Source organism: Deinococcus budaensis, from assembly GCF_014201885.1.
Taxonomy (GTDB): Bacteria; Deinococcota; Deinococci; order Deinococcales; family Deinococcaceae; genus Deinococcus; species Deinococcus budaensis.
Genome location: NZ_JACHFN010000015.1, coordinates 13399 through 35056, shown reverse-complemented (window position 1 = coordinate 35056; position 21658 = coordinate 13399). Strand labels below are relative to the sequence as shown.

Here is a 21658-nt window from a genome sequence, read left to right as displayed (position 1 = left end):
AGGTGCTAGGGTCCGGAGAGGAGTTCCCATGCGTGAAGCCCTCGAAACCGATCTGCGTACGGTGCTGAACGGCGCCCTGAACATGCTCGGCACGGTCGAGCGGATGCTGCCCATCGCGGGGGAGGTGTTGCTGCACGCCCGCCCCGAGCGGCTGGACGAGGTGCGGGCGCTCGACCGTGAGGTGGACGCGCTGGAGCAGAGAATCGAGGCCGAATGCCTGCGGATCATCGCGCTGCATCAGCCGGTGGCGCGCGACCTGCGGCTGGTCGCCCTGATTCTCAAGAGCCTCAGCGACATCGAGCGCATGGGCGACTACGCCGTTCACGTGGCCGAGGACGGGGCCGAACTCGCCCAGCAGCCCGCGCTGAAGCGCTACGTGAATCTCGCGCGGATGCTGGAGCGCCTGTCCGAGATGAGCCAGAACCTGCGAACCGCCATCGCCGACCGCGACGTGACCCGCGCCGAGGTCACGCTGGGCATGGACGACGAGGTGGACGACCTCTACGAGCAGACCCAGCGCGAACTCGTGACCTACATGCTCGAAGACCCCCGCCACATCTCCAAGGCCCTGACCCTGATGCGGGTGGGCCGCAGCCTGGAGCGCATCGGCGACCACATGGAAAACGTGGCCGAGCGGGTGCGCTACTGGGTGACCGGGCAGCGGGAGGGGTAGGGAGCGCAGCGGCTCACCCTGCCGTCTCAGTAAGGCGATACAGTAAGGCATGAGCGCCGAGCGCGTGCGTGTGCTGTATGCCACCCTGACCAGCAAGGGGCAACTGACGCTGCCCCGGACCCTGCAAGACGCGCTGAGACTGCGTCAGGGCGACCGGGTCGAGTTCCGGGTGAGCGGGGGTGAGGCGACCCTGCGCCCAGCCCCCGCCGCTGCACCAGACCTGCGGACTTTTGTGGGGGTGCTCCCGCTGGCGGGCGAGGCCGAGGCGCTGGTCAGCGGGGGCAGGCATACGCCGGAAGAACGGGCCGATCTTCAGCGCGGGCCGGGAGCGCGCCTTCTGCGGTTGGACGACCTTTGAGGGTGGCGCTGGACACCAACATCCTGCTCGCGCTCTGGAAGGGCGAGGAAGGTGCAGAGGCATTGGCAGCCAGGCTGCAACCCCACAGCCTGCTGGTCTGCGGTCCAGTGGTCGGAGAATTGCTGCCGTTTACGCCGGATGCCGAACCTCTGCTCACCGACATGGGCCTTGCGCTCGACTGGAGTTTTCCACGCGCGGCCTGGCTGCGGGCCGGGCAGGCTTACGCCGCTTACACCGCGAGAAGACGCACCAGCGGCGGCCCCCTTCCTCGGCGCGTCCTGACCGATCACCTGATCGGCGCACATGCCGTCACGCTGGGTCTGCCGCTGGTCACCCTCAACGGGAGTGACTACAGCGACTTCCCGGAGTTGACGGTGGTCGTGCCCTAGCCGGTCAAGCGGGCTGAGGCGCCTCAGCCCTGCACGTCCTCCGCCCACAGCGCCCGCATCTCCGCGCTGCTCTCCAGCAACTGCGCCAGCGTGCCTTCACCCGTCAGGCGGCCCCCCTCCAGCAGCAGGATGCGGTCGGCGCGGGTCAGGGCGGCGCGGCGGTGCGAGACGACCAGGCAGGTGGCGTCGGTCTCGCGGAAGAGGCCCTCCCACAACGTCGCTTCCGTGCGGGCGTCGAGCGCGCTGGACACGTCGTCGAAGACCAGCAGGTCGGCGTCGCGGGCGAGCATCCGGGCGACGGCCGTGCGCTGCACCTGTCCGCCCGAGAGCTTCACCCCGCGCGCCCCGACCGGCGTATCTAGCCCGGCGGACAGCGAGGCGAGGTCGGGGTCCAGCACCGCCAGCCGCACAGCGCGGTTCAGGCGCTCGGGGTCGCTGCCGCTCAGGACGTTCTCGCGCAGGGTGTCGGAAAAGAGGCTGGGAAGCTGCGCCGTGTACGCGCTGCGCGGCGGCACGAAGAAGGTCGCCGGGTCCACGACTTCCTCCGCGTTCCAGAGGATGCGCCCGCCCTCACGCGGCATCAGCCCCAGCAGCGCCCGCAGCAGCGTGGTCTTGCCGCTGCCGATGCGCCCGGTGACGACCACGAACTCGCCCCGCCGCAGGGTGAAGCTCACGTCCGTGACCCCCGGCCCGCCGGGGTGGTGGGCGGTCAGGCCCTCCACCCGCAACTCCTGCAAGGGGCGGGGGTCGGGGGCCTGAGGCCCGGCGGGCGGCTCACCCTGAAGGTAGACGGGGTGGTGCGCCACGATGGTCTGGGCGGGCGCGTCTTGCAGCAACCGGGTCATGCGGTCGTAGCTGACCCCGGTGCGGCGGTGGCGGGCGATGGCGTCCCCGAAAAAGCCCATGCTGCCGGTCAGGCGCGGCAGCAACCCGATAAACAGCACGAAGTCCGCCACGTCCATCTGGCTGCCGCGCACCTTGTTCGCCCCCAGCAGCAGCACCAGCCCCACGGCGAGGTTGACCATGTTGGTGTTCACGCCCCGGATCAGCTCGGTGAGCAGCACGTCGCGCAGGGCGGCGTGGCGGCGGGTCTCGCCCAGCGCGGTGAAGTGCGCGACCATCTGGCCTTCCCGCGCGGCCAGCTTCACGGCGCTGACGGCCCCGAAGGTCTCACCGATAAAGTCGGTCACCCGGCCGGTCGCCTCGCGCATCCGGCGGCGGTAGGCCCGGATACGCGGCGAGAGCCGCTGCACGAACAGGACCATCAGCCCCAGTGGCGCACACACGATCAATGTGATGACCGGGTCCACCTGCGCCATCAGGGCGACGGCGATCACCGAGTAGGCCACCAGGCCCCAGCCGTCCACCCAGACCTCGGTGTACCCGGCCACGTCGTCCACGTCGTCGCGGAAGCGGCTGACCGCCTCGGCGGGCGTGTCGGGCAGCCGCCGCGAGCCGCGCGCCGTGAGCAGGTACCCCAGCAGGTTGCGCCGCACCAGCGCGTCGAGGGTGTACCACAGCTCGATCCAGGCCCGGAAGGCCCCGTAGAAGATCCCGAAGCGGCTCACCCGCACGAACGCGAACCAGCCCACCGACACCCACGCGGCGGCGATCAGGGGGTCCACGTTGCCCCCCACGCCCAGCTTGTCCGCCTCCTCCAGGCGCCGGAACACGCTGCTCACCGCCACCGTGAGCAGCGCGGGTGAGGCGTGGACCAGGCCCCACATCAGCAGGTTGAACAAGAAGAGGCCGGGCCGGTAGACGAAGAGGCGTTTGGAAAGCGCGAAGGTGCGGTCGGGGCCGGAGGGAGTGGGGGCGGGGGTGGTGGTCATGGGAGAACTCCGGTGAGTGGGCTGTGGTGAGTGGGCCGTAGGAAAAACGCAGGAACGAGACTCTCGGGAAGAGCAGCGGTGGCCCTCCCTACTGACCACGAACCACTCTCCACTGCCCGCCTCACGCCAGCACCCCCTCGGCCTCGGCCAGCGTCCCGGCCCGCAGCAGCGCCGCGTAGTGGCTGCGGGGGTCGGCGGCGAGCAGCGCGCGGGCGCCGTCTTCGAGCACCCGGCCTTCTCCCAGCACCAGAATCCGGTCGGCGCGGGCCACCGTGTCGAGGCGGTGGGCGATCACGATGGCGGTGCGGCCCGAGAGCAGCCGGGTCATCGCCCGGGTGAGCTGCGCCTCGGTGGCCGGGTCCAGGCGGCTGCTGGGTTCGTCGAGGATGACCACGGCGGGGTCACGCAGCAGCACCCGCGCAAAGGCGAGCAGCTGCGCCTGCCCCGCGCTGAGGCTGCCGGTGGGCAGCGGGGTCCGCACGCCGTCCGGGAGCCGCGCCAGCCACTCGCCCAGGCCGACCTCGTGCAGCGCGGCCTCGACCTCGGCATCACTCACCGAGGGGTCGAAAAAGGAGAGGTTGTCGCGCACGCTGGCCTGAAACAGCTGCACGTCCTGGGTCACGACCGCCACCCGGGTGCGCAGGCCCTCCAGCCGCAGGTCCCGGGTGTCCACGCCGCCCAGGCGCACCTGGCCCGAGGTCGGGTCGTACAGCCGCGACACCAGCCGGGTGAGGGTGGTCTTGCCGCTGCCGGTGCGCCCCAGCAGCCCCAGGGTCTGTCCGGCGGGCAGGTGAAAGGACACGCCATGCAGGACGGCGCGGCCTTCTGGATCGCCGGGCGCGTAGCTGAAGCCGACCTGCTCGAAGCGCAGGTCGAGGGGACCGCCGGGCAACTCGCGCTCGCCTTCGGGCAGCCCCGAGCGCAGCGCGAGCAGTTCGCTCACCCGGCCCAGGGAAGCCCCGGCCTTTTGCAGGTCCTGAAGCTGCTGGGTGAGCTGGTCGATGGGTTCTTCCACCATGCTCATGTACTGGTAGAGCAAAAAGGCGGTGCCCAGCGTGATCGCGCCCGCCGCGTAGAGACCGACCGCCGCGCCCAGGACACCCACGTACCCGGCGGCAAAGAGCGCCATGCTGAGCTGCCAGACCACGCTGCGCCGCCGCCACGAGAAGGTGCTGCGCCGGAAGAATTCGCCCTGCACCCGCAGAAAGCCGCGCAGGTGGTGCTCGCCTGCCCCCAGCGAGCGCACGTCGTCCAGGCCCGCCAGGCGTTCTTCGACGTAGCCGAACAGCCGGGCGCTGCTCTCGCGCTCCAGGCGGGTGGGTTCCACCCCGTGTTTGCGGACCCGGTTCATGGCGACCAGGGTCACCGCCACGAAGAGGGTGATGCCGATTCCCACCCGCAGGTCGGTGAGGTAGAACATCACGACCGCGCCCGTCAGCAGCAGCGCCGCCCCGAACACCCGCACCGCGAACTGCGAGAAGAAGTTGCTCAGGGCCGTCACGTCGCCGTCGATGCGCTCGATCATCTCGCCGGGGGTGCGTTCCTTGTGCTCGTGCATGTCCAGCGAGAGCAGGTGCCGCAGCAGGTCGGCGCGCAGGCGGTTGGTGGCGGTCCAGCCCACCCGCGCCCCCACGTAGGTCGCCGAGGCGGTCAGCAGCTGCACCCCGATGGCCGCTGCGATGTACAGCCCCGCCAGGCGGGCCAGCAGCCCCACGTCGGCCCCCGCTTCCAGCCGGGCGTTGTCCACGAAACGCCGCAGCAGTTGCGGCAGCGTCAGGCTCAGGCCGGTGCCGGTCAGCAGCAGCGCGGCCAGGCCTGTCACCTGCCATTTCAGCGGCCCCAGGTAGGCGCGCAGCACACCCAGCGAGGCGGCACGCGGCGGAGAAGAAGCAGAGGGGGGAGGCGCGCCTGACATTTCTCCAGGCTATGCCGGGCAGGGGCGGGGAAGCATCCGCCGAGTGGCGCAGTGGGGGCGCTTACAGCTCGCGGAGCTTGGCCAGCACCACTTCCGGCCGCACCGTGTAGTCCCCGGTCTGCGCTTCCACATGCTCGTAGCGGACCACGCCACCTCGGTCGATCAGGAACACCGCCCGCCCGCTGATGCCGCGCTCGTCGATGGCGACGCCGTACTGGCGGGCGACCTCCAGGGTCAGGTCGGCCAGCAGCGGCACCTCGATGCCGTACTCGGCGGCCCAGGCCTGGTGGGCGTACACGCTGTCGCGGTTGATGCCCAGGACCACCGCGCCCGCCTCGGCAAAGTCGTCTTGCCGTCCGGAATACTCGGGCAGCTGCATGGAGCACACCGGGCTGAAGTCCAGCGGATAGAACACCAGGACCACGTGCTGCTGGCCCCGGTAGCTGCCCAGCGTCACGGCCTGGCCCAGGGTGGACGGCAGCGTGAAGTCCGGCGCGGGCTGGCCGAGAAGGCTCTGGCGGGAAGTCATGGGCAAAGTGTAGCGGCCCCCCCGGCGTCCCTCCCCTCCCCCGCCCGGACGATGGGCGTTTGATGGCCTTGCACCGCGTCCCAGTTCATGCGGCCGTCAGCGCGGGGGCACTAGCCTGAGCCTTATCGTCCCTCGCGTCTGACGCCCCCCGGTTCTGGTGTGCCCCCTGCCCCCCGGGCGGCCAGGCTGGACGACAAGGAGGCCTCCCCACGTGGCTGACATTCTTCCTCCCAACCTGCTTCAGGAGCGCCCGCGCACACCCGCCGGGCTGCTCAGCAACGCCGAAAAAGACCGCCTGATCGAACGCGGCTTCCTGGGGCTGTACCGCTGGTACACCGCCCGCAGCCAGGAGACCCGCAACTGGAACGCCGACCGCTCTTTTGACTGGCGCCACCTCCGCAAGGACCTGCCGCCCGAGGTCGTCACCGTGATGCAGGGCTTTTTCGCGGTCGAGCAGTACGCGCCGGACTTCACCAGCCAGCTTGTCCACCTCGTGCGCAGAAGCCACGGCCGCAGCCACTTCCAGCTCCGCTGGGGCAGCGAGGAGGAAAAGCACGCCGACGCCTGGGAAAACGCCGTGCTGTTTTCCGAGCAGCGCAGCCCCGAGTGGATCGCGGAGTACAAGGAGCGCCTGCGCTCGCAAACCTGGGAACTGCCCTTTCCGGACGCGATTCACAACCTGGTGTACACCGTGTTTCAGGAGCGCGCCACCCAGCTCAACTACCTGAACATGATGAAAATCGCCCAGGGCAAGAGCGAGAAGCCGCACCTCGCGGGCGTCAGCGACCCCGTGCTCGCCAAGGTCGCGCAGACCATCGCGGTGGACGAGGCGGCGCACTACAACTTCTTCCTCGAAGGCGTGCGGATGTACCTCTACTACTACCCCGAGCGCACGCTGGACGCGATCAAGAACGTGATCGGGCAGTTCTCGATGCCCGCCGCCAGCCTGGTGCCCGACTGGCAGGAGTTCTCCGAGACCGTCTACCGCGCCGGGATCTACGGCCCGCGCGACTTTCAGCGCGACGTGATGCAGGTGGCCTTCCGCAACCTCGGGATCGAGAGCCGCAAGGCGCTGGAAGAGGGCATCCGGAAAACCCGCGAGGTGCCCGACTTCGAGGGCCAGAACGCGCGGACGACCGCCATCTTCGACACCTTCGACTACGGCCAGATCGAGGGCGACGTGCGGCGGCTGCACGTCAAGATTCAGGACTACGAGCAGGAGATCGGCTTCGACAAGCTCGATCCCACCGAGTTCATCGAGAACCCGGAAGTGCCGAGACAAGGCGGTCAGGCCGCCGACGATTGAGCTGGAGCGGCCAGCTGCCAGCCCCAGCACGCTCCCCGCTTCGGCGGGGGGTTTTTGTTGGTGGGCCGACCCTTCGCCGTTAGGCTGGGCGGGTGCAAGTTCTGGAGGTCTTTCTGGTCTTCTTGCGCCTGGGGCTGACCAGTTTCGGCGGGCCGGTGGCGCATCTGGGGTACTTCCGCGCCGAGCTGGTCACCCGCCGGGGCTGGCTGGGCGAGGCCGCCTACGCGGACGTGGTGGCGCTCGCGCAGTTCCTGCCGGGTCCGGCGAGCAGCCAGGTCGGCATGGCGCTGGGGCTGCTGCGGGCCGGGTGGCCGGGCCTGTTGGCGGCCTGGCTGGGCTTTACCCTGCCCAGCGCCGCGCTGATGGTCGCCTTTGCCCTGGGCGTGACCCGGTTCGGAAACGTGGCCGACGCCGGATGGCTGGCCGGGCTGAAGGTCGCGGCGGTCGCGGTGGTCGCCCAGGCGGTGGCGGGCATGTGGAGCAGCTTGGTCACGGGCCGGGCGCGGGCCGGGCTGGCGCTCGGCGTGGCGGCGGCGCTGCTGCTGCGGCCGGGCGCCGGGGCGCAGGTCGCGGCGCTGGGGCTGTGCGCGCTGGTGGGGTGGCGGTTTCTGGAGGCGGGGGCGGCGGGACCGGGGCAGCTCCCGCGTGTGCCCGTCTCGCGGCGGGTGGGCGCGGGGCTGCTGCTGGTCTGCGGGACGGGGCTGCTGCTGCTGCCGCTGCTCGCGGGGCTGGCGCCGGGCTGGGCCTTGCTGGAGGCGACCTTCCGCGCCGGGGCGCTGGTGTTCGGGGGCGGGCACGTGGTCCTGCCGCTGCTGGAGACGGGCTTCGTGCCGCGCTTCTTGCCGCAGGGAACATTCCTGGCCGGGTACGGGGCCGCCAACGCCGTGCCGGGGCCGCTGTTTACCTTTGCCACGTACCTGGGCGCGGCGCAGACGGCCCTGCCCGCCGGGCTGGGGGCGCTGCTCGCCACGCTGGGCATCTTCCTGCCCGGCGCCCTGCTGATGGCGGGAGCGCTGCCCTTCTGGGCGGCCCTCTCGGCACGTCCGGCGGCCCGCGCGGCCCTGTCCGGCGTGAATGCGGGCGTGGTCGGATTGCTGCTCGCCGCGCTGTACGACCCGGTCTTCACGTCAGCGATTCGCGGCCCGCGCGAGGCGGCGCTGGCCCTGCTCGCCTACGCCGCGCTCACCGCCGGGCGCTGGCCTGCCTGGGCGGTGGTGGGCGGCTGCGCGCTGGCCGGAGCACTGACCTTCTAGCCCCCCGCCCCGCGCGCCTCGTCCTCCAGCCCGTAGATCTGGAGAAAGCGCGCCACCCGCGCTTGCAAGGTGGGCAGGGGCGCGACCTCGCCGCACACCCAGTCGGGCTGGTAGCCCCGGCACACGGCGGGCCGCGCCGCGTACACGCCGCACAGGCACTCCGGCCCCAGATGCACGCAGGGCACACCCAGCGGCTTGCCCAGGGCGTGAATGTCGGGCGCCGCGCAGCAGGCGCCGCAGGCCGTGCAGGCCCGCACCATGGCGCTGCGGGGCGGATACTCGGGAGGGGCAGTGAAAGTGTCCATGGCCGGTGGGGACCCCGCTCAGGCTGGCGCTTGGGCGGCTCCGCCCTCCCATTCTGCGCGCCGGGAGGGCGGGGAATCCGTGCCCGCGCCTCCTTCGGCGCGCCCGGCGGGGGGGCGGCCCCGGCTACCCCTCCCCGAAGGCCTGCGCCGCCGCGATCAGCGCGTCGTTCTCGGCGGGGGTGCCCACCGCCACCCGCAGGCAGCCTTCCAGCATGGGCAGGCTGTCCTGGCGGCGCACCACGATGCCGTGCGCGAGCAGGTGCCGGTAGGCGGCGCCCGCGTCGGGGGTGCGGATCAGGTAGAAGTTGCTGCGGCTGGGGAGCAGCTGCCAGCTCGGGTGGTGGGCCAGGGCGGCGAAGACGCGCTCCCGCTCGCGCACCACCTCGGCCGCGCGCTCCTGCACGTAGCCGGGATTTTCCAGCGCCACCTCCAGCACGCTGCTCGTCGGCACCCCGAGGTTGAAGGCGGGCACCAGCTTGCGCAGCTGGGTCGCCAGGTCAGGACTCGTCAGCGCGTAGCCGATGCGGGCGCCCGCCAGGCCCCAGGCCTTGCTGAAGGTCCGCAGGCTCAGGCGGCCCGCGCCCTCGCGCACCAGCGCCCGGTAGTCGGTGCCGCTGTACTGGTGGTAGGCCTCGTCGATCACGACCACCCAGTCGTCTCCGGCCGCCTCCACGACCTCGCGCACGGCGGCCTCGGTGTCGGCGTGACCGGTCGGCGCGTGCGGCTGGGTCACGTACAGCACGCCGGGGGGGTGCTCGCGCAGCGCGGCTTTCAAGCCTTCCACCGGCAGCGAGAAGTCCGCGTTCAGCGGCACGCTGACCAGCCGGGCGCCCAGCATCTGCGCCTCCAGGGTATAGACGCTGAAGGTCGGGCTGACCGTCAGCACCGTCTGCCCGATGCCCGCGAGTTCGGTGAGCAGCTTGATCAGCAGGTTGCTGCCGGGCGTCAGCACCACGCCCGCCGGGTCCCAGCCTTCCAAAGCCGCCACCCGGGCCGCCACGCCCTCGGCGTGCAGGTCGGGGTAGCGGTTCCAGGGCCGCGAGAGCATCCGCGCCGCCGCCTCGGCCTTGAGGTGAGCCGGGAAATCGTAGGCGCTCTCGTTCTGGTCGAGTTTGGTGGGCACCTGGGTGGGCGTGAAGGGGTAGGCGGGCACCGCGCGCACCGCGCCGCGCACGCCCGCCGGGTGCGCCGTGCCCAGCGGCGAGGCGGGTGCGCCCGGGGGGGTGGCTGGAGGCTGGGAGGTCATGCCGTCCGTTTTACCACCCGCCTGGGCCGGTCCCCCCGCCCAGCGACCCACCGGGAGAGACAGAGGCCCACCGGGAGCCGTCCATCCACGCCGGATGGCGGGAGAGGCGCGTGCTACCCTGCGTTCATACGCCTCTCCCAGGCCCCTTGTTCTCTCCATGACCGACCTTCCCGCCTCCCCTGACCCTGCTGAGCTGGCCGCGCCCCCCAAGTCGCGCCGCGAGCAGATTCACGAGGTCGCCAGCCGCCTGTTTTCCGAGCGCGGCTACCACGCCACGAGCATGCGCGACCTCGCCGGGGAACTGGGGATGCAGGGCGGCAGTCTCTACGCCCACATCAGCGGCAAGGAAGACCTCCTGATGGAGATCGTGGACCGCGCGGCCCGGCAGTTCGACGCGGCGCTCTTTACCCTGCGGGAAGACCCCCGGCCCGCCGACGCCAAGCTGCGCGAGGCGATGGAGCGGCACATCCGGGTGGTGGCCGACAACATGGACAGCGCCACCGTGTTCTTTCACGAGTGGAAGCACCTCTCGCCGGGAGCCTACGCCCGCGTGACCGGCTGGCGCGACACCATCGACCACTTCTACCGCGACCTGCTGCGCCAGGGCATCGCGGAGGGCCACTTCCGCGCTGACCTGGACGTGAAGATGGGCGCCAACCTGATTCTCTCGGCGGTGAACTGGGCCTACACCTGGTACCACCCCGGCGGCAACCTCACCCCGCGCGACGTGGCGGAGGGCTACGCCGAGATGCTGCTGGGCGGCCTGCGCGCCCCGGCCGCTGCCGAACCGGGAGCAAGCCCATGAGTCACCCCACCGTCACCGTGCGGGTGCGCGACGCGCTGCGGTACGCCCAGGGCCGCGCCGAGCGGCTGGAGCGCACCCAGCAGCTCGAACTCGGGCCCGACCTCTATATCCGGATCGCGCCGGGGGGCCGCCGTTTTCTGCTGTTTTGCCTGGACGGCGAACCCGACCACGCGGCGGCCCGCGCCATCGCAGAAACGCTGGGCCTGAAAGACCCCGAGTACGGCTGGCACCAGGGCGCGACCCTGCGCTCCCTGACCGTGATCGAGGCCGGGGCCGAGAACGTGCCCGAGGCGCCTGAGTCCGGCGCAGAAGATTCATGACGCTTGCCTTCACCCTCCTCTGAGCCGCCGGGGGCACCCACTGCCTAGGGTGAGGGCCATGAAAAGGCAGCTCGTATGGCTGGCGCTTGCGTTGTCCCTGGCTTCCTGCGGTGTCCTCGGCGTGCCCCGGGGCGACGTGACGGGCAGCATCACCGGCACGCAGCCGCAGGCGGGCGACGTGCGCCTCGCGCTGGTGGGGCTGAGCGGCTCGGGCTACGAGAACAATGCCGTGGACCAGCTGGACATCGGCACCTTCAACGCCCAGAAACGGGTGTACAGCATCTCGCTGCCCGGCAGCCCCAAGGCCGGGGTCTACGAGGTGCTGGCGTACGTGGACACCAACGGCGACAAGACCTACGACGTGGGCGAGCCGCGCACCGCCCGTCAGAACCGCTCCCTGGTCTTCGCGGCCCAGGACGCCGGGCTGTTCGGTTTCAACGTCAAGAAGGGCTGGAACCGGGTGGACGGCACCACGGTGTCCCAGACCCGGCCCTTTGCCAACTACGACCTGAACTGGTAACGCCAGCTGTCCCCACAGCATGGAAGCGGCTCCCCGAGAGGAAGCCGCTTCTTCTGGAGACTGGCTCAGTTTTGCGGGTTGGCGCCCTCGAAAGTCGCCTTGAACTTCTGGAGGTCCTCGGCGATCTGCTGGCTGGGTTCCTCGCCGAACAGCTTGGCGACGGCCGCGCCGAGCGCCCCGGCGGGCGGACGGTACGAGAGGGCCACGTGGATGCGGGTGCCGCCGTTGGGCAGGCTCTCGAACTGCACGCTGCCCGCGTTGTCCACCGTGGCGCCGGGGAGGCTGTGCCAGCCGATGCGCTCGCCGGGCTTGTCGTTGACGATCTCGGCTTCCCACTCGACGTGGGTGCCCAGCGGCGCCTTGGCGACCCAGCGGCTGCGGCGCTCGTCGAGAACCGTGACCGATTCCAGGTGGCTCATGATGCGCGGCAGGTTCTCCAGCTGGCGCCAGTAGGCGTACACCTGCTGGGCCGGGCGGTCGATCACCACGCTGTGCTCAACGAAGATCGGCTTGGACGCATTGGTGTTGCCGCTGAGGCCTGCCGCCGCCATCACCGGGTCGTTGCCGGTCGCCGCGCGGTAGGCGAGGTAGCCGCCGACCGCCGCCATGCCGAGGCCCAGCACCCCGCGCTTGCGCAGGCCCATCAGCAGCAGCGCGCCGCCCGCCGCGCCGCCGATCAGGCGACCCTGGTCCATGCCGCCCGCCTGCTCCTTGCTGTTCGTGTTGTCCATGTTCGCGCTCATCAGTCTTCCTCCGTAGCGGTCAGTCTAGGAACGCTCGCGCCTGGGCCGGGTGAATCCTTGCCCAAGCCACATTTAAGGACGGGGAACTCCCGGCCCCGGTCTCCCTTGGTGCGTCCGGTTGGGGGCCAGCTCAGCGGTCCCCATCGTTGCGGTCGTCGCCGCTCGCCCCGATGATGGCGGCGCCGTCGCCCTCGCCGGTGGGGCGCAGCATTCCGCTGTTGTCCATCTGTCTGGCGGGGTCGCTCTGCCCCTCCACGGCGCCGGGCAGGCCGCCGTCGGCGTGCTGCTCCTCGATGGTGTCGGTCGCCTGCCGGTCGGCGGGGGTCGCGGGACCCCCCGGCACGGCAGCGTCGAGGTTGGTGTTGGTGTCGGGGGCTTCGGGCGTGGCGCCCATGTAGGACGCGGGGTCGGCGGTCTGGGGAGACTTCGGGTCGGTCATCTGGAGACACCTCCGGAGGCGGGCTGAAACGGCGGATGATGGAACGTCCGGTTCATCGTCCGCCGCGCCTCCCGGGGGGCGGATGTGCGCGCCTTGACCACCCACTCACGCTCGGAACAGACCGAAAAAGGGACCTGCCTCCGCCCGTGCTCTAGGCTGGCGGACATGACTGCGCGAGCGCCCCAGGTGGGCCGCCTGGACCCCCTCTCGCTGGGGGCGATTCTGATCACGGTGGTGTTCTGGGCCTCGGCGTTCGCGGGCATCCGGGCGGGGCTGGACGCCTTTTCGCCGGGGCACCTCACGCTCTACCGCTTTCTGGTCGCTGCCGCCGCGCTGGGGCTGTATGCCGCCGCCGCGCGCATTCCGCTGCCGCCGCTGCCCGATCTGGCGCGCATCGCGGGGCTGAGCTTTCTGGGCATCACGCTGTACCACCTGTGCCTCAACTACGGCGAGGTCAGCGTGCCCGCCGGGACCGCCAGCCTGATCATCGCCGCCGGGCCGGTGATCACGGCGCTGCTCGCCACCCGCTTTGCCGGGGAACGGCTCAACGCCGTGGGGTGGGGCGGCACCGCGCTGAGCCTGGCCGGGGTGGCCCTGATCGTGCTGGGCAGCGGCGAGAGCCTGAGCTTCACGCGCGGAGCACTCCTGATCCTGGCAGCGGCGCTGTTCACCAGCCTGTACTTCGTGTTTCAGCGGCCCCTGCTGCGGCGGATGAACCCGCTGCACTTCACGGTCTGGAGCCTGCTGACGGGCACCGTGCCCTTGGTGCTGTTTCTGCCGGGCTTTGGGGCCGAGTTGAGCCGGGCGCCGCTGGAAGCGCACCTCGCGGTGATCTACATCGGCCTCTTTCCGGCGGCGCTGGCGTACCTGACCTGGACCTTCGCGCTCGCGCGGGTGGGGGCGGGCACCACGACCTCCTTTCTGTATGTCAGCCCGGTCTTCGCCATAGTGATCGCGTGGCTGTGGCTGGGCGAGTTGCCGACCCGCCTGTCGCTGGTGGGCGGCGCGGTGGCGCTGGCGGGCGTGGTGCTGGTGAATACCCGGGGAAGGCCCGCCGCGTGAGTGCCCCGCAGGGCAGTTCGCAGCCCGGCCCCATCGGCACGGGGGGCGGCCAGACGGCCATCCGGCTCTCCGGCGTGACGGTGCGGCTGGGCGGCCTGACCGTGCTCGACGACGTGACGCTGGAGGTACCGCACGGCGAATTCCTGGCGGTGATCGGCCCCAGCGGCGAGGGTAAAAGCACGCTGCTGCGGGTGCTGGCGGGCCTGCTGCGCCCGCAGGCCGGGACGGTCGAGATCGCCTCGCCCCCCGCGCTGATGTTTCAAGACGACCGCCTGCTGCCCTGGCGCACGGCGCTGCGCAACGTCGCCCTGCCGCGCGACCTGGGCGCGGGCGGGGGGCTGGAGCCGCGTGAGGCGCTGCATCTGGTGGGGCTGGACGGCTACGCCGACTACTTTCCGGCGCAGCTTTCGGGCGGAATGCAGGCGCGGGTGGCGCTGGCCCGCGCCCTGGCCCAGAGCAGCGACGTCTTGCTGCTGGACGAACCCTTCGCGGCGCTGGACGCGCTGGTCCGCGAGCGCTTCAACGCCGAGCTGCGCCACCTGCACGACAAGACCGGGCGCACGACCGTGCTGGTCACCCACTCCATCCGCGAGGCCGCGACCCTGGCCGACCGGGTGGCGGTGCTGCGCGGGGGCCGGGTCGTCGAGGTGCTCGACACCCGCGAGAAGACCCGCCTGCCCACCCCCGGCGCCACCGAGACGCGGCTGCGCGAGCTGCTGGGCGCGGGCAACAGCACCCGCCTTCAGGTGGCCCCCCCCGCGCGGGTGCGGCTGGGGTGGCTGGCCCCCACCGCCGCGCTGCTGGTGGGCCTGGGGGTGTGGGAACTCGGCGCGCGGGCGCTGGGCCAACCGCTGCTGCTGCCCACACCCGCCCAGGTCGGGGCGGAACTGCTGAGCACACCGGGCGAGTTCCTGGGCTTTGCCTGGGCGACCGCGCAGGTGGCGCTGCTGGGCGCGCTGCTCGGCTCGCTGGCGGGCGCCCTGATCGGCTACCCGCTGGGCAAGTCGCGTCCGCTGGAACGCTTCCTGAGTCCCTTTGTCGTCGCGTCGCAAAGCACGCCGGTGGTCGTGCTGGCCCCGCTGCTGATCACCTGGTTCGGCTTCGGGCGGGTGCCTGCCGTCCTGGTCAGTGCGCTGAGCGCCCTGTACCCGGTGATGGTCGCCACCATCGTCGGGGTGCGCGAGGTCAAGCGCACCGACCACGAGCTGTTCTCCACCCTGCGGGCGAGCGGCTGGCAGCGCCTCACGCGGCTGGAACTGCCCGCCGCCCTGCCGGTGATGCTGGGCGGGCTGCGGCTGGCGCTCTCGCTGGCCCTGATCGGGGCGGTGGTGTGGGAGTTCGTGAGCAACGCGCCGGGGCTGGGCTTCGCGGTCAACCAGGCCCGCGCGTACTACGACACGCCCCGGCAGTTCGCGGCCATCGTGCTGCTGGTGGGGCTGGGAGTGGTCCTCTATCTCGCCGTCACCACGCTGGAGCGGCGGGTGCTGCGGCACCGCCGGGCACGCTAGGAGGTCAGCGGTCGGGCACTGGCCGTTCGTCCGGCCCGGGGAGGATCAGGCGGCGTGCCCAGCCCCGCCCGAAACGGTTCCACAACCCCACGACCCCCGCGAACACGGGCAACAGCACCAGCAGGGTCAGGCCCGTGGGGAGGAAAAAGTCCAGCATCGCTGTCCCCCGCCCGTCAGGACGCAATAGCCCTAGGGCCAGCGTGACCGAAACGGGCAGCCATAACGCGGCCAGGGCGTAGAGTCCCCAGCGCTGCCCGACCGGCAGCACCCGCACCACGGGAAGCCCACGCAGCAGGCTGATCAGCAGGAAAAGGCCCCCACCGATCAAGCTGCCGTCCTGACTCTCCTGCAAGCCCGGCACGAGAGTCCACAGCGCCACCGCCCCGAAGGCCAACGCCAGCACGCCAGCCGCCAGCCGCCCCAGCACCTGCCACAGCGTCAGCTCCGGGCGCCGCTTCAACCTGCCCGAGGTCCAGAGCGAGAGGCCGATCACCACGGCGAAAGACAACGCTTCCAGCCAGAACATGCCCGTAGCCTACCCGCCTTTCGCGGGGCCGCCAGCGCCTTCCTTTTCTTCCTTCGCCGGAAGGACCCAGACCCGCTCCAGCACCTGCCACAGCGCCGCGAGAAGGGCCAACGCGGCAGCTAGGCCGACCGTCCACAGCAGAAGCCCAGTCAGAATGCCCAGCATGTGAGGCTGAACCAACGCCGCTCCAAACACCAACCCCAGGACGGGCAGGACGAGTCCCAGTCCAACCACGCCCCAGCGGGCGGGAAGGCGTAGAGCACGGACGGCAGACACCTCAGCCAGGTGGGGAACGAGGGCCATTGCGCCTATCAGCAGAGAGCTTATCGGCACTTCACTGGACTTGTCTTGCCGTCCGGACCCCAGGGTCCAGAGGAGGACCACCGCCAGTCCGGCCAGCAGGTACACCGCCGTCAACCCCAGCAGCAGCCTCCCGAGCGGGAGAGCGGGCCTGCGGGCCACCCAGCTGGACAACAGGGCGGCAAGCACCACCGATGCACCCGCCATAAGCCAGCCCAGCGCCCCCATGCCCCCACCCTAGCCCACACCGTACCCTGCTCTCTATGGACAGACCCGTCGTATGCGTGGGCGCGCTGGTGTGGGGACCGGGGGACCGGGTCTTGATCGTTCAGACGACCAAATGGCGCGGCGCCTGGGGCGTGCCGGGCGGCAAGGTGGACTGGGGCGAAACGCTCGCGGAGGCCGTCACCCGCGAGCTGCGCGAGGAAACCGGGCTGGAGATCTTCGGCGCCCGGTACGCCCAGACGCAGGAGGCGGTGCTCAGCGAGGAGTTCCACAAGCCTGCCCACATGCTGCTGGTGGACTTTTTCGCGCGGGCGGATTCGCTGACCGTGACCCCCAACGAGGAGATCGTGGACTGGTCGTGGGCCACGCTGGAAGAGGCGCTGACCCTGCCGCTGAACACCTACACCCGCACGCTGGTCGAGCTGGCCCGGGCGCGGGGCGAGGCGTGAGCCGGGGCACCGCCCTGGTCACCGGCGCGGCGCGCGGCATCGGGCGGGCGCTGGCGGTCGCGCTGGCGGGCGAGGGCTACGCGGTCGCCGTTCACTACCGAGGCAGCGAGGCAGAGGCGCGCGAGACGGCCCGGCGGTGCGCCGCGCAGGGCGTCCCCGCCACGGTCCTGCGGGCCGACCTGGCGGACCCCGCGCAGGCCCGGGCGCTGGTGGCGCAGGCCCACGCGGCCTTTGCGGGGTCGCCCCTCGCCGTGCTGGTGAACAACGTGGGCAACTACGTCCACAAGCCGCTGCTGGAAACCAGCGACGCCGAGTGGGCCGACATGCTGGCGAGCAACCTCACCGCCACCTTCGCCACCTGCCAGGCCGCCGCCCCGCTGATGCGGGAAGCGGGCTTCGGCCGCATCGTGAACCTGGGCTACGCGGGCGCCCGGCACCTGGTCGCCCGGCCCGGCATCGTGCCCTACGCCATCGCCAAGGCGGGCGTGCTGCACCTCTCGCACGCCCTGGGCAAGGTCTTGGCGGGCAGCGGCGTCAGCGTGAACGTCGTCTCTCCCGGCGTGATCGAGACCAGCGTGAGCCAGCCGCTGCGCGAGATTCCCGCCGGACGGGTCGGCACGGTGGACGAGCTGGTCGGCGCCGCGCTGTACTTCGTGCGCGCCAGCGACTACGTGACCGGGCAGGAGCTGGAGGTGGCGGGGGGCTGGAACCTGTAAACAGTTCAGCCGCCCGCTCCCGTGGGGAGGGGGCGACTCAGGACAACTCTCAAACCGGTTTACCGAACCGGCGTGACCCGCACGTCCATCACCGCGTTGCGGCCCGTGGGCAGCGCCTGCTGGGTGGTCGTGAGGTAGATCAGGCGGCCACTGGCGTCCTTGACCCGCGCGGTCACGGTGTAGACGCGGCGGGGGCTGAGGCGCACCGGATTGAACTGCATCTGGTAAGGCGCCGAGAGGCGGGTCGCGGGGAAGCTCACGTTCAGCACGGTGCGGCTGGGGGCGTCCAGCCGGGTCACGTCCTCGATGGCGACGCTGACCGTGCTCCCCGCAGGCAGCCGCACGTCACGGGGGGCGCGCACCCGGCCGCTCAGCACCCGCCACCCGGCCGGCACGTCGCCCAGATCGGCGGTGGAACTGGGCGCAGGGGTGGCCGCAGCGGGCGCGGTGGCCGCCGGGCGGGTGATGCGGATGCCCTGCGCCAGCGCGGCGGGCGCCAGGGCAGAGGCGGCAAGCAGGGCCGCGAGCAGCGGCGCCGGAAGAGGAGTGCGGGTCTTCATGCCCTGCACGCTAGGCGCGCGCCCGGTCAGGTGCGAGGGTGTCTCACCGGCACTTTCTTCATGTCCCCCTCACGCACCTTCATGCGCGGGGCGCCTGGCCTGCGCTTCAATGCGCCCCGTGGCTGACCCTGCGCTCCCGCCCCCCCCGGCGCCCGACCCGCACGCCCCAGCCCTGGCCTGGCTGGCCCGCGATCCCGTGCTGGCGGGGGTGCTGGCGGGCGCGCCGCCGCTGCCGCTGCTGACCCCCACCCCGGACCCTTTCGGCACGCTGGTGCGCAGCGTGGTGGGCCAGCAGCTCTCGGTGCGGGCGGCGGCGGCCATCCACGCGCGGGTCGAATCGGCGCTGGGCGAGGTCACGCCGGAGCGCCTGCTGAGCGCCGACCCCGCAGACCTGCGGGCGCTGGGCCTCTCCTGGGCCAAGGTGCGCACCGTGCAGGCGCTGGCGGGCGCGGCCAGGGAGGGCCGGGTGGACTTCGCCCACCTCGCGGCGCTGCCCGACGAGGTGGTGATCACGGCGCTGACGCCGCTCCCGGGCATCGGGCGCTGGACGGCCGAGATGTTCCTGATGTTCGGCCTCGCCCGGCCCGACGTGTTCAGCTTCGGCGACCTGATATTGAGGCAGGAGCTGGCGCGGCTGTATCCGGGACGTGACCACCCGGTGGTCGTGCAAGCCTGGTCCCCGCAGCGGACCCTGGCCGCGCGGGTGCTGTGGGCCGAGTCCGGACGGCGGCGCGCGGCCGCGAGAAGCGCCGCCCCGAAAGGGAGCCGCCCGCCTCCCAGCGACCCCCTCTAAGAAGAAGTCCGGTCGGCGTTCACAAGGTTTTTCCATCACGGCTGACCCGGAAGGGAGAGGAGGCCAGAGTCTCCCCGGCGCGGTCAGCCTTCCAGATAGTCCTTGAGGGCGTCGAGCCGCACGATGATGGGCGTGCGGGCGCGCACGATGGCGCCTTCTTGCTTGAGCTTGCCCAGCGAGTGGCTCACCGTCTCGCGGGTCGCGCCCACCATGCGGGCGATGTCTTCCTGGTTGAGCTTGAGCACCAGCTCGGTGCCCTGCGGGTGCGGGCGCCCGAACTCGCGCGCCAGGCGGTAGAGCAGGCTGGCGACCCGCTCGGGGGCGCTGTAGGCGCTCACCGCCGCCGACCACGACTGGGCCTCGAACAGCCGGGCGGCCATCAGCCGGATCAGCTTCATGGCGAGCGCGGGCTTGGTGTCCAGCAGCTTTTGCAGTTCACCGCGCGGCAACACGATCAAGGTGGTGCGCTCCAGCGCCTCGGCCTGGGTGGGGCGGCGCTCTTCGGGTTGCAGCAGCAGTTCGCCAAAGGTGTCGTGCTGGCCGATCACGCCCAGGATCGCTTCCTTGCCGTTGGGAAACAGCTTGCTGATCTTGACCAGGCCGCTGCGCACGAAATACAGGGCGTCGGCGGGGTCGTCCATGCGGTAGATCACCTCGCCCGGCCCGTAGGAACGGTAAGGCGTGGTGGCGGCCACGCGCTCGAGTTCGGTCAGCTCCAGATCAGCAAACAGTTCCGTTCGCTTGAGGTGCCAGACCAGGCTTGGGTAATTCATGTTGAGGTCAGAATACCTGAAAAGGTGCGGCCTGCTCCCCGCTTTGCCGCCGTCGCCGCCCGGTGGGGCCGCCTGCCCCGGCCGCCCCAGAGCGTGAGGCAGCCCACGTGACTTTTGGCCCCGCGAGATTTAGACTCGGTACAATCGACAATGCCGGGCGCCTTTCCTTGCGGGGAGCGGCCCCTGCGAGGAGGAGAGAGCATGCCCACGTACAAGGCCCCCCTGCGCGACATCAAGTTCCTGATGCACGAGCTGCTGCAAGCGCCCCAGGTGCTCGGCGCCATTCCCTTCTATACCCAGAACGAGACCGCCGACGGCGAGCTGATGAACCAGGTTCTGGACGAGGCCGCGCGCTTCGTGGAGACCGAACTCGCGCCCCTGAACCGCGTGGGCGACGAGGAGGGCTGCACCCGCTTTGAAGACGGCTCGGTGACCACCCCCACCGGCTTCAAGGCCGCCTACCGGAAGTACCGCGAGGCCGGCTGGACCGCGCTCGACGCCGACCCCGCCTACGGCGGCCAGGGGATGCCGCACCTCGTCAGCAACGTCCTCGTCGAGATGATGAACTCGGCCAACGTGGCCTGGAGCATGTACCCCGGCCTGTCGCATGGGGCGTACTCGGCCCTGCACGCGGTCGGCAGCCAGGACCTGAAGGACCTCTACCTGCCCAAGCTCGTCTCGGGCGAGTGGACGGGCACGATGTGCCTCACCGAGCCGCACGCGGGCACCGACCTGGGCATCATCCGCACCAAGGCCGTGGACAACGGCGACGGTTCCTACGCGATCAGCGGCACCAAGATCTTTATCAGCGCGGGCGAGCACGACCTCGCAGAGAACATCGTCCACCTCGTGCTGGCGCGGCTGGAGGGCAGCCCGCAGGGCACCAAGGGCATTTCCCTCTTTCTGGTGCCCAAGTTCCTGCCCACCCCCGACGGCTCCCTCGGCGAGCGTAACGGCGTGGTCTGCGGGTCCATCGAGCACAAGATGGGCATTCACGGCAACGCCACGGCCCTGCTGAACTTCGACGGCGCCAGAGGCTTCCTCGTCGGTGAGATCAACAAGGGCATGAACCACATGTTCATCATGATGAACGCCGCCCGGCTGGGCACCGGGTTGCAGGGCCTCGGCATCGGGGAAGTCGCGTACCAGAACGCGCTGGCCTATGCCAAAGACCGCCTCCAGATGCGCCACGAGCCGCGCGTGGCCCCGCAGGAGAGCGCCGACCCGATCCTGGTCCACCCCGACGTGCGCCGGATGCTGCTCACCGGCAAGGCGTACACGGAGGCGGGCCGCGCGATGGCGATGTGGCTGGCCCTGAGCATCGACATCGAGCACCACCACCCTGACGAGGCCCAGCGCAAGGAGGCCGCCGACCTGGTGGCGCTGCTGACCCCCATCGCCAAGGCCTTCATGACCGACAACGGCTTCAACATCGCCGTGCAAAGCCAGCAGGTCTTCGGCGGCCACGGGTACATCCGCGAGTGGGGCATGGAGCAGTTCGTGCGCGACGCCCGCATCGCCCAGATCTACGAAGGCACCAACGGCATCCAGGCGCTCGACCTGCTGGGCCGCAAGGTGCTGATGGACGGCGGCAAGAAGCTCCAGAAGCTCGCCGGAACCCTGCAACAGTTCGTCGAGGACAACGAGGGCGACGAGGACCTCGCCCCGTACCTCGACCAGCTCGGCAAGGCCGCCGGGCAGCTTGGCAGCCTGACCATGGTGATCGGCCAGAAGGCGATGGCGGGGCCCGAGGGCGCCGACGAGGTCAACGCCGCCGCCGTGGACTACCTGCGCTACTTCGGGCACGTCGTGTACGGCTACCTGTGGGCGCGCATGGCGAAAGTCGCCCACGAGCAGATCAGCGCCGGGCAGGACCGGGACGGCTTCTACCTCAGCAAGGTGCAGACGGCCCGCTTCTACTTCGCCAAGCTCTTTCCCGAGACCAAGATGCTCGCCGCGACCCTCAAGGCCGGCAACGAGACCCTGGCCGTGGACGACCGCGCGGTGTTCGGCTGGGAACACGCGCTGGTGGGCGTGTAAACGGGTCCGGACTTCTTGTGCGAGCCTCCGCCCCTTCCACGGGCGGAGGCTTTTTTCAATCCCGCCTGTCGGC

Annotated in this window: 25 protein-coding genes; 14 read left to right on the top strand and 11 right to left on the bottom strand. The window is 71.0% G+C overall.

Annotated elements, in window-relative coordinates:
- Positions 1 to 28 precede the first annotated feature (28 nt).
- Genes phoU through HNQ09_RS15695 form a run of 3 tightly spaced genes read left to right on the top strand, consistent with a single transcriptional unit; the run spans position 29 to position 1420 of the window.
- Positions 29 to 673, top strand: a complete 645-nt coding sequence (phoU, locus tag HNQ09_RS15705; protein WP_184031257.1) for a phosphate signaling complex protein PhoU — start codon at positions 29 to 31, stop codon at positions 671 to 673.
- A gap of 49 nt (positions 674 to 722) precedes the next feature.
- On the top strand, positions 723 to 1031 hold the full coding sequence (locus HNQ09_RS15700) for an AbrB/MazE/SpoVT family DNA-binding domain-containing protein (RefSeq protein WP_184031256.1): 309 nt from the start codon (positions 723 to 725) through the stop codon (positions 1029 to 1031).
- 2 nt (positions 1032 to 1033) lie between these two features.
- A complete protein-coding gene (locus HNQ09_RS15695) occupies positions 1034 to 1420 on the top strand; it encodes a type II toxin-antitoxin system VapC family toxin (protein ID WP_184031254.1) in 387 nt (128 codons plus the stop codon).
- Between the two features lie 23 nt (positions 1421 to 1443).
- On the opposite strand, the gene HNQ09_RS15690 is transcribed toward HNQ09_RS15695, so the two are convergent.
- From HNQ09_RS15690 to HNQ09_RS15680, 3 genes are all read right to left on the bottom strand, one after another.
- Positions 1444 to 3252, bottom strand: a complete 1809-nt coding sequence (locus HNQ09_RS15690; RefSeq protein WP_184031252.1) for an ABC transporter ATP-binding protein — start codon at positions 3250 to 3252, stop codon at positions 1444 to 1446.
- A 121-nt stretch (positions 3253 to 3373) separates the two neighbouring features.
- On the bottom strand, positions 3374 to 5167 hold the full coding sequence (locus tag HNQ09_RS15685) for an ABC transporter ATP-binding protein (protein WP_184031251.1): 1794 nt from the start codon (positions 5165 to 5167) through the stop codon (positions 3374 to 3376).
- A gap of 61 nt (positions 5168 to 5228) precedes the next feature.
- Complete coding sequence (locus tag HNQ09_RS15680) at positions 5229 to 5696, bottom strand: peroxiredoxin (protein WP_184031249.1); 468 nt, start codon at positions 5694 to 5696, stop codon at positions 5229 to 5231.
- Positions 5697 to 5907: 211 nt separating this feature from the next.
- Between HNQ09_RS15680 and HNQ09_RS15675 the strand changes: the two genes are divergently transcribed.
- Both HNQ09_RS15675 and chrA read left to right on the top strand, forming a co-directional pair.
- The gene (locus HNQ09_RS15675; protein ID WP_184031247.1) at positions 5908 to 7002 is read left to right on the top strand and encodes an acyl-ACP desaturase; all 1095 of its coding nucleotides are present in this window, start codon (positions 5908 to 5910) and stop codon (positions 7000 to 7002) included.
- 92 nt (positions 7003 to 7094) lie between these two features.
- A complete protein-coding gene (gene chrA, locus HNQ09_RS15670; protein ID WP_184031245.1) occupies positions 7095 to 8255 on the top strand; it encodes a chromate efflux transporter in 1161 nt (386 codons plus the stop codon).
- Here the strand turns inward: chrA and HNQ09_RS15665 are convergent.
- Entirely contained in the window at positions 8252 to 8560 is a 309-nt protein-coding gene (locus HNQ09_RS15665; RefSeq protein WP_184031244.1) for a YkgJ family cysteine cluster protein, read from the bottom strand. The genes chrA and HNQ09_RS15665 overlap by 4 nt on opposite strands.
- A 124-nt stretch (positions 8561 to 8684) precedes the next feature.
- Positions 8685 to 9806, bottom strand: a complete 1122-nt coding sequence (locus HNQ09_RS15660) for a pyridoxal phosphate-dependent aminotransferase (RefSeq protein WP_184031243.1) — start codon at positions 9804 to 9806, stop codon at positions 8685 to 8687.
- 157 nt (positions 9807 to 9963) lie between these two features.
- Here HNQ09_RS15660 and HNQ09_RS15655 point away from each other — a divergent pair, with 157 nt between their 5' ends.
- From HNQ09_RS15655 to HNQ09_RS15645, 3 genes are read left to right on the top strand one after another with little or no spacing between them, the layout of a single operon-like run.
- Complete coding sequence (locus HNQ09_RS15655) at positions 9964 to 10611, top strand: TetR/AcrR family transcriptional regulator (protein ID WP_184031242.1); 648 nt, start codon at positions 9964 to 9966, stop codon at positions 10609 to 10611.
- Complete coding sequence (locus tag HNQ09_RS15650; RefSeq protein ID WP_184031241.1) at positions 10608 to 10931, top strand: hypothetical protein; 324 nt, start codon at positions 10608 to 10610, stop codon at positions 10929 to 10931. Before HNQ09_RS15655 ends, HNQ09_RS15650 begins: the two co-directional genes overlap by 4 nt.
- 58 nt (positions 10932 to 10989) lie before the next feature.
- On the top strand, positions 10990 to 11451 hold the full coding sequence (locus tag HNQ09_RS15645) for a hypothetical protein (RefSeq protein ID WP_184031240.1): 462 nt from the start codon (positions 10990 to 10992) through the stop codon (positions 11449 to 11451).
- 65 nt (positions 11452 to 11516) lie between these two features.
- Here the strand turns inward: HNQ09_RS15645 and HNQ09_RS15640 are convergent, their stop codons facing one another.
- On the bottom strand, positions 11517 to 12194 hold the full coding sequence (locus tag HNQ09_RS15640) for an SRPBCC family protein (protein ID WP_184031239.1): 678 nt from the start codon (positions 12192 to 12194) through the stop codon (positions 11517 to 11519).
- 130 nt (positions 12195 to 12324) lie between these two features.
- Positions 12325 to 12633 carry a hypothetical protein gene (locus HNQ09_RS15635; protein WP_184031238.1) on the bottom strand — a complete coding sequence of 103 codons (309 nt, stop codon included), beginning with the start codon at positions 12631 to 12633 and terminating at the stop codon, positions 12325 to 12327.
- 165 nt (positions 12634 to 12798) lie between these two features.
- Between HNQ09_RS15635 and HNQ09_RS15630 the strand changes: the two genes are divergently transcribed.
- Both HNQ09_RS15630 and HNQ09_RS15625 read left to right on the top strand, forming a co-directional pair.
- Entirely contained in the window at positions 12799 to 13695 is an 897-nt protein-coding gene (locus HNQ09_RS15630; protein ID WP_184031236.1) for a DMT family transporter, read from the top strand.
- Positions 13692 to 15203 carry an ABC transporter permease subunit gene (locus tag HNQ09_RS15625; RefSeq protein WP_343057867.1) on the top strand — a complete coding sequence of 504 codons (1512 nt, stop codon included), beginning with the start codon at positions 13692 to 13694 and terminating at the stop codon, positions 15201 to 15203. Before HNQ09_RS15630 ends, HNQ09_RS15625 begins: the two co-directional genes overlap by 4 nt.
- A 4-nt stretch (positions 15204 to 15207) precedes the next feature.
- Here HNQ09_RS15625 and HNQ09_RS15620 read toward each other — a convergent pair whose 3' ends face one another.
- Complete coding sequence (locus HNQ09_RS15620) at positions 15208 to 15729, bottom strand: hypothetical protein (protein WP_184031234.1); 522 nt, start codon at positions 15727 to 15729, stop codon at positions 15208 to 15210.
- A 9-nt stretch (positions 15730 to 15738) separates the two neighbouring features.
- Positions 15739 to 16257, bottom strand: coding sequence for a hypothetical protein (locus tag HNQ09_RS15615; protein WP_184031232.1), 519 nt, complete (start codon positions 16255 to 16257; stop codon positions 15739 to 15741).
- 35 nt (positions 16258 to 16292) lie between these two features.
- Between HNQ09_RS15615 and HNQ09_RS15610 the strand changes: the two genes are divergently transcribed.
- A complete protein-coding gene (locus tag HNQ09_RS15610; protein WP_184031230.1) occupies positions 16293 to 16703 on the top strand; it encodes an NUDIX domain-containing protein in 411 nt (136 codons plus the stop codon).
- Positions 16700 to 17419: a bifunctional dihydropteridine reductase/dihydrofolate reductase TmpR gene (tmpR, locus tag HNQ09_RS15605; RefSeq protein ID WP_184031229.1), complete on the top strand. Its 720-nt coding sequence runs from the start codon at positions 16700 to 16702 to the stop codon at positions 17417 to 17419. The genes HNQ09_RS15610 and tmpR overlap by 4 nt, the downstream gene beginning before the upstream one ends.
- Before the next feature lie 59 nt (positions 17420 to 17478).
- Here tmpR and HNQ09_RS15600 read toward each other — a convergent pair whose 3' ends face one another.
- Positions 17479 to 17979, bottom strand: a complete 501-nt coding sequence (locus HNQ09_RS15600; RefSeq protein ID WP_184031228.1) for a YbaY family lipoprotein — start codon at positions 17977 to 17979, stop codon at positions 17479 to 17481.
- 118 nt (positions 17980 to 18097) lie between these two features.
- Between HNQ09_RS15600 and HNQ09_RS15595 the strand changes: the two genes are divergently transcribed.
- Entirely contained in the window at positions 18098 to 18772 is a 675-nt protein-coding gene (locus HNQ09_RS15595) for a DNA-3-methyladenine glycosylase family protein (RefSeq protein ID WP_343057863.1), read from the top strand.
- Positions 18773 to 18855: 83 nt separating this feature from the next.
- Here HNQ09_RS15595 and HNQ09_RS15590 read toward each other — a convergent pair whose 3' ends face one another.
- Positions 18856 to 19545 (bottom strand): Crp/Fnr family transcriptional regulator, encoded by a 690-nt coding sequence (locus HNQ09_RS15590; protein ID WP_184031226.1) that lies wholly within the window; start codon positions 19543 to 19545, stop codon positions 18856 to 18858.
- Positions 19546 to 19746: 201 nt separating this feature from the next.
- Between HNQ09_RS15590 and HNQ09_RS15585 the strand changes: the two genes are divergently transcribed.
- Entirely contained in the window at positions 19747 to 21585 is a 1839-nt protein-coding gene (locus HNQ09_RS15585) for an acyl-CoA dehydrogenase C-terminal domain-containing protein (RefSeq protein ID WP_184031224.1), read from the top strand.
- The last annotated feature ends 73 nt before the right edge of the window (positions 21586 to 21658 follow it).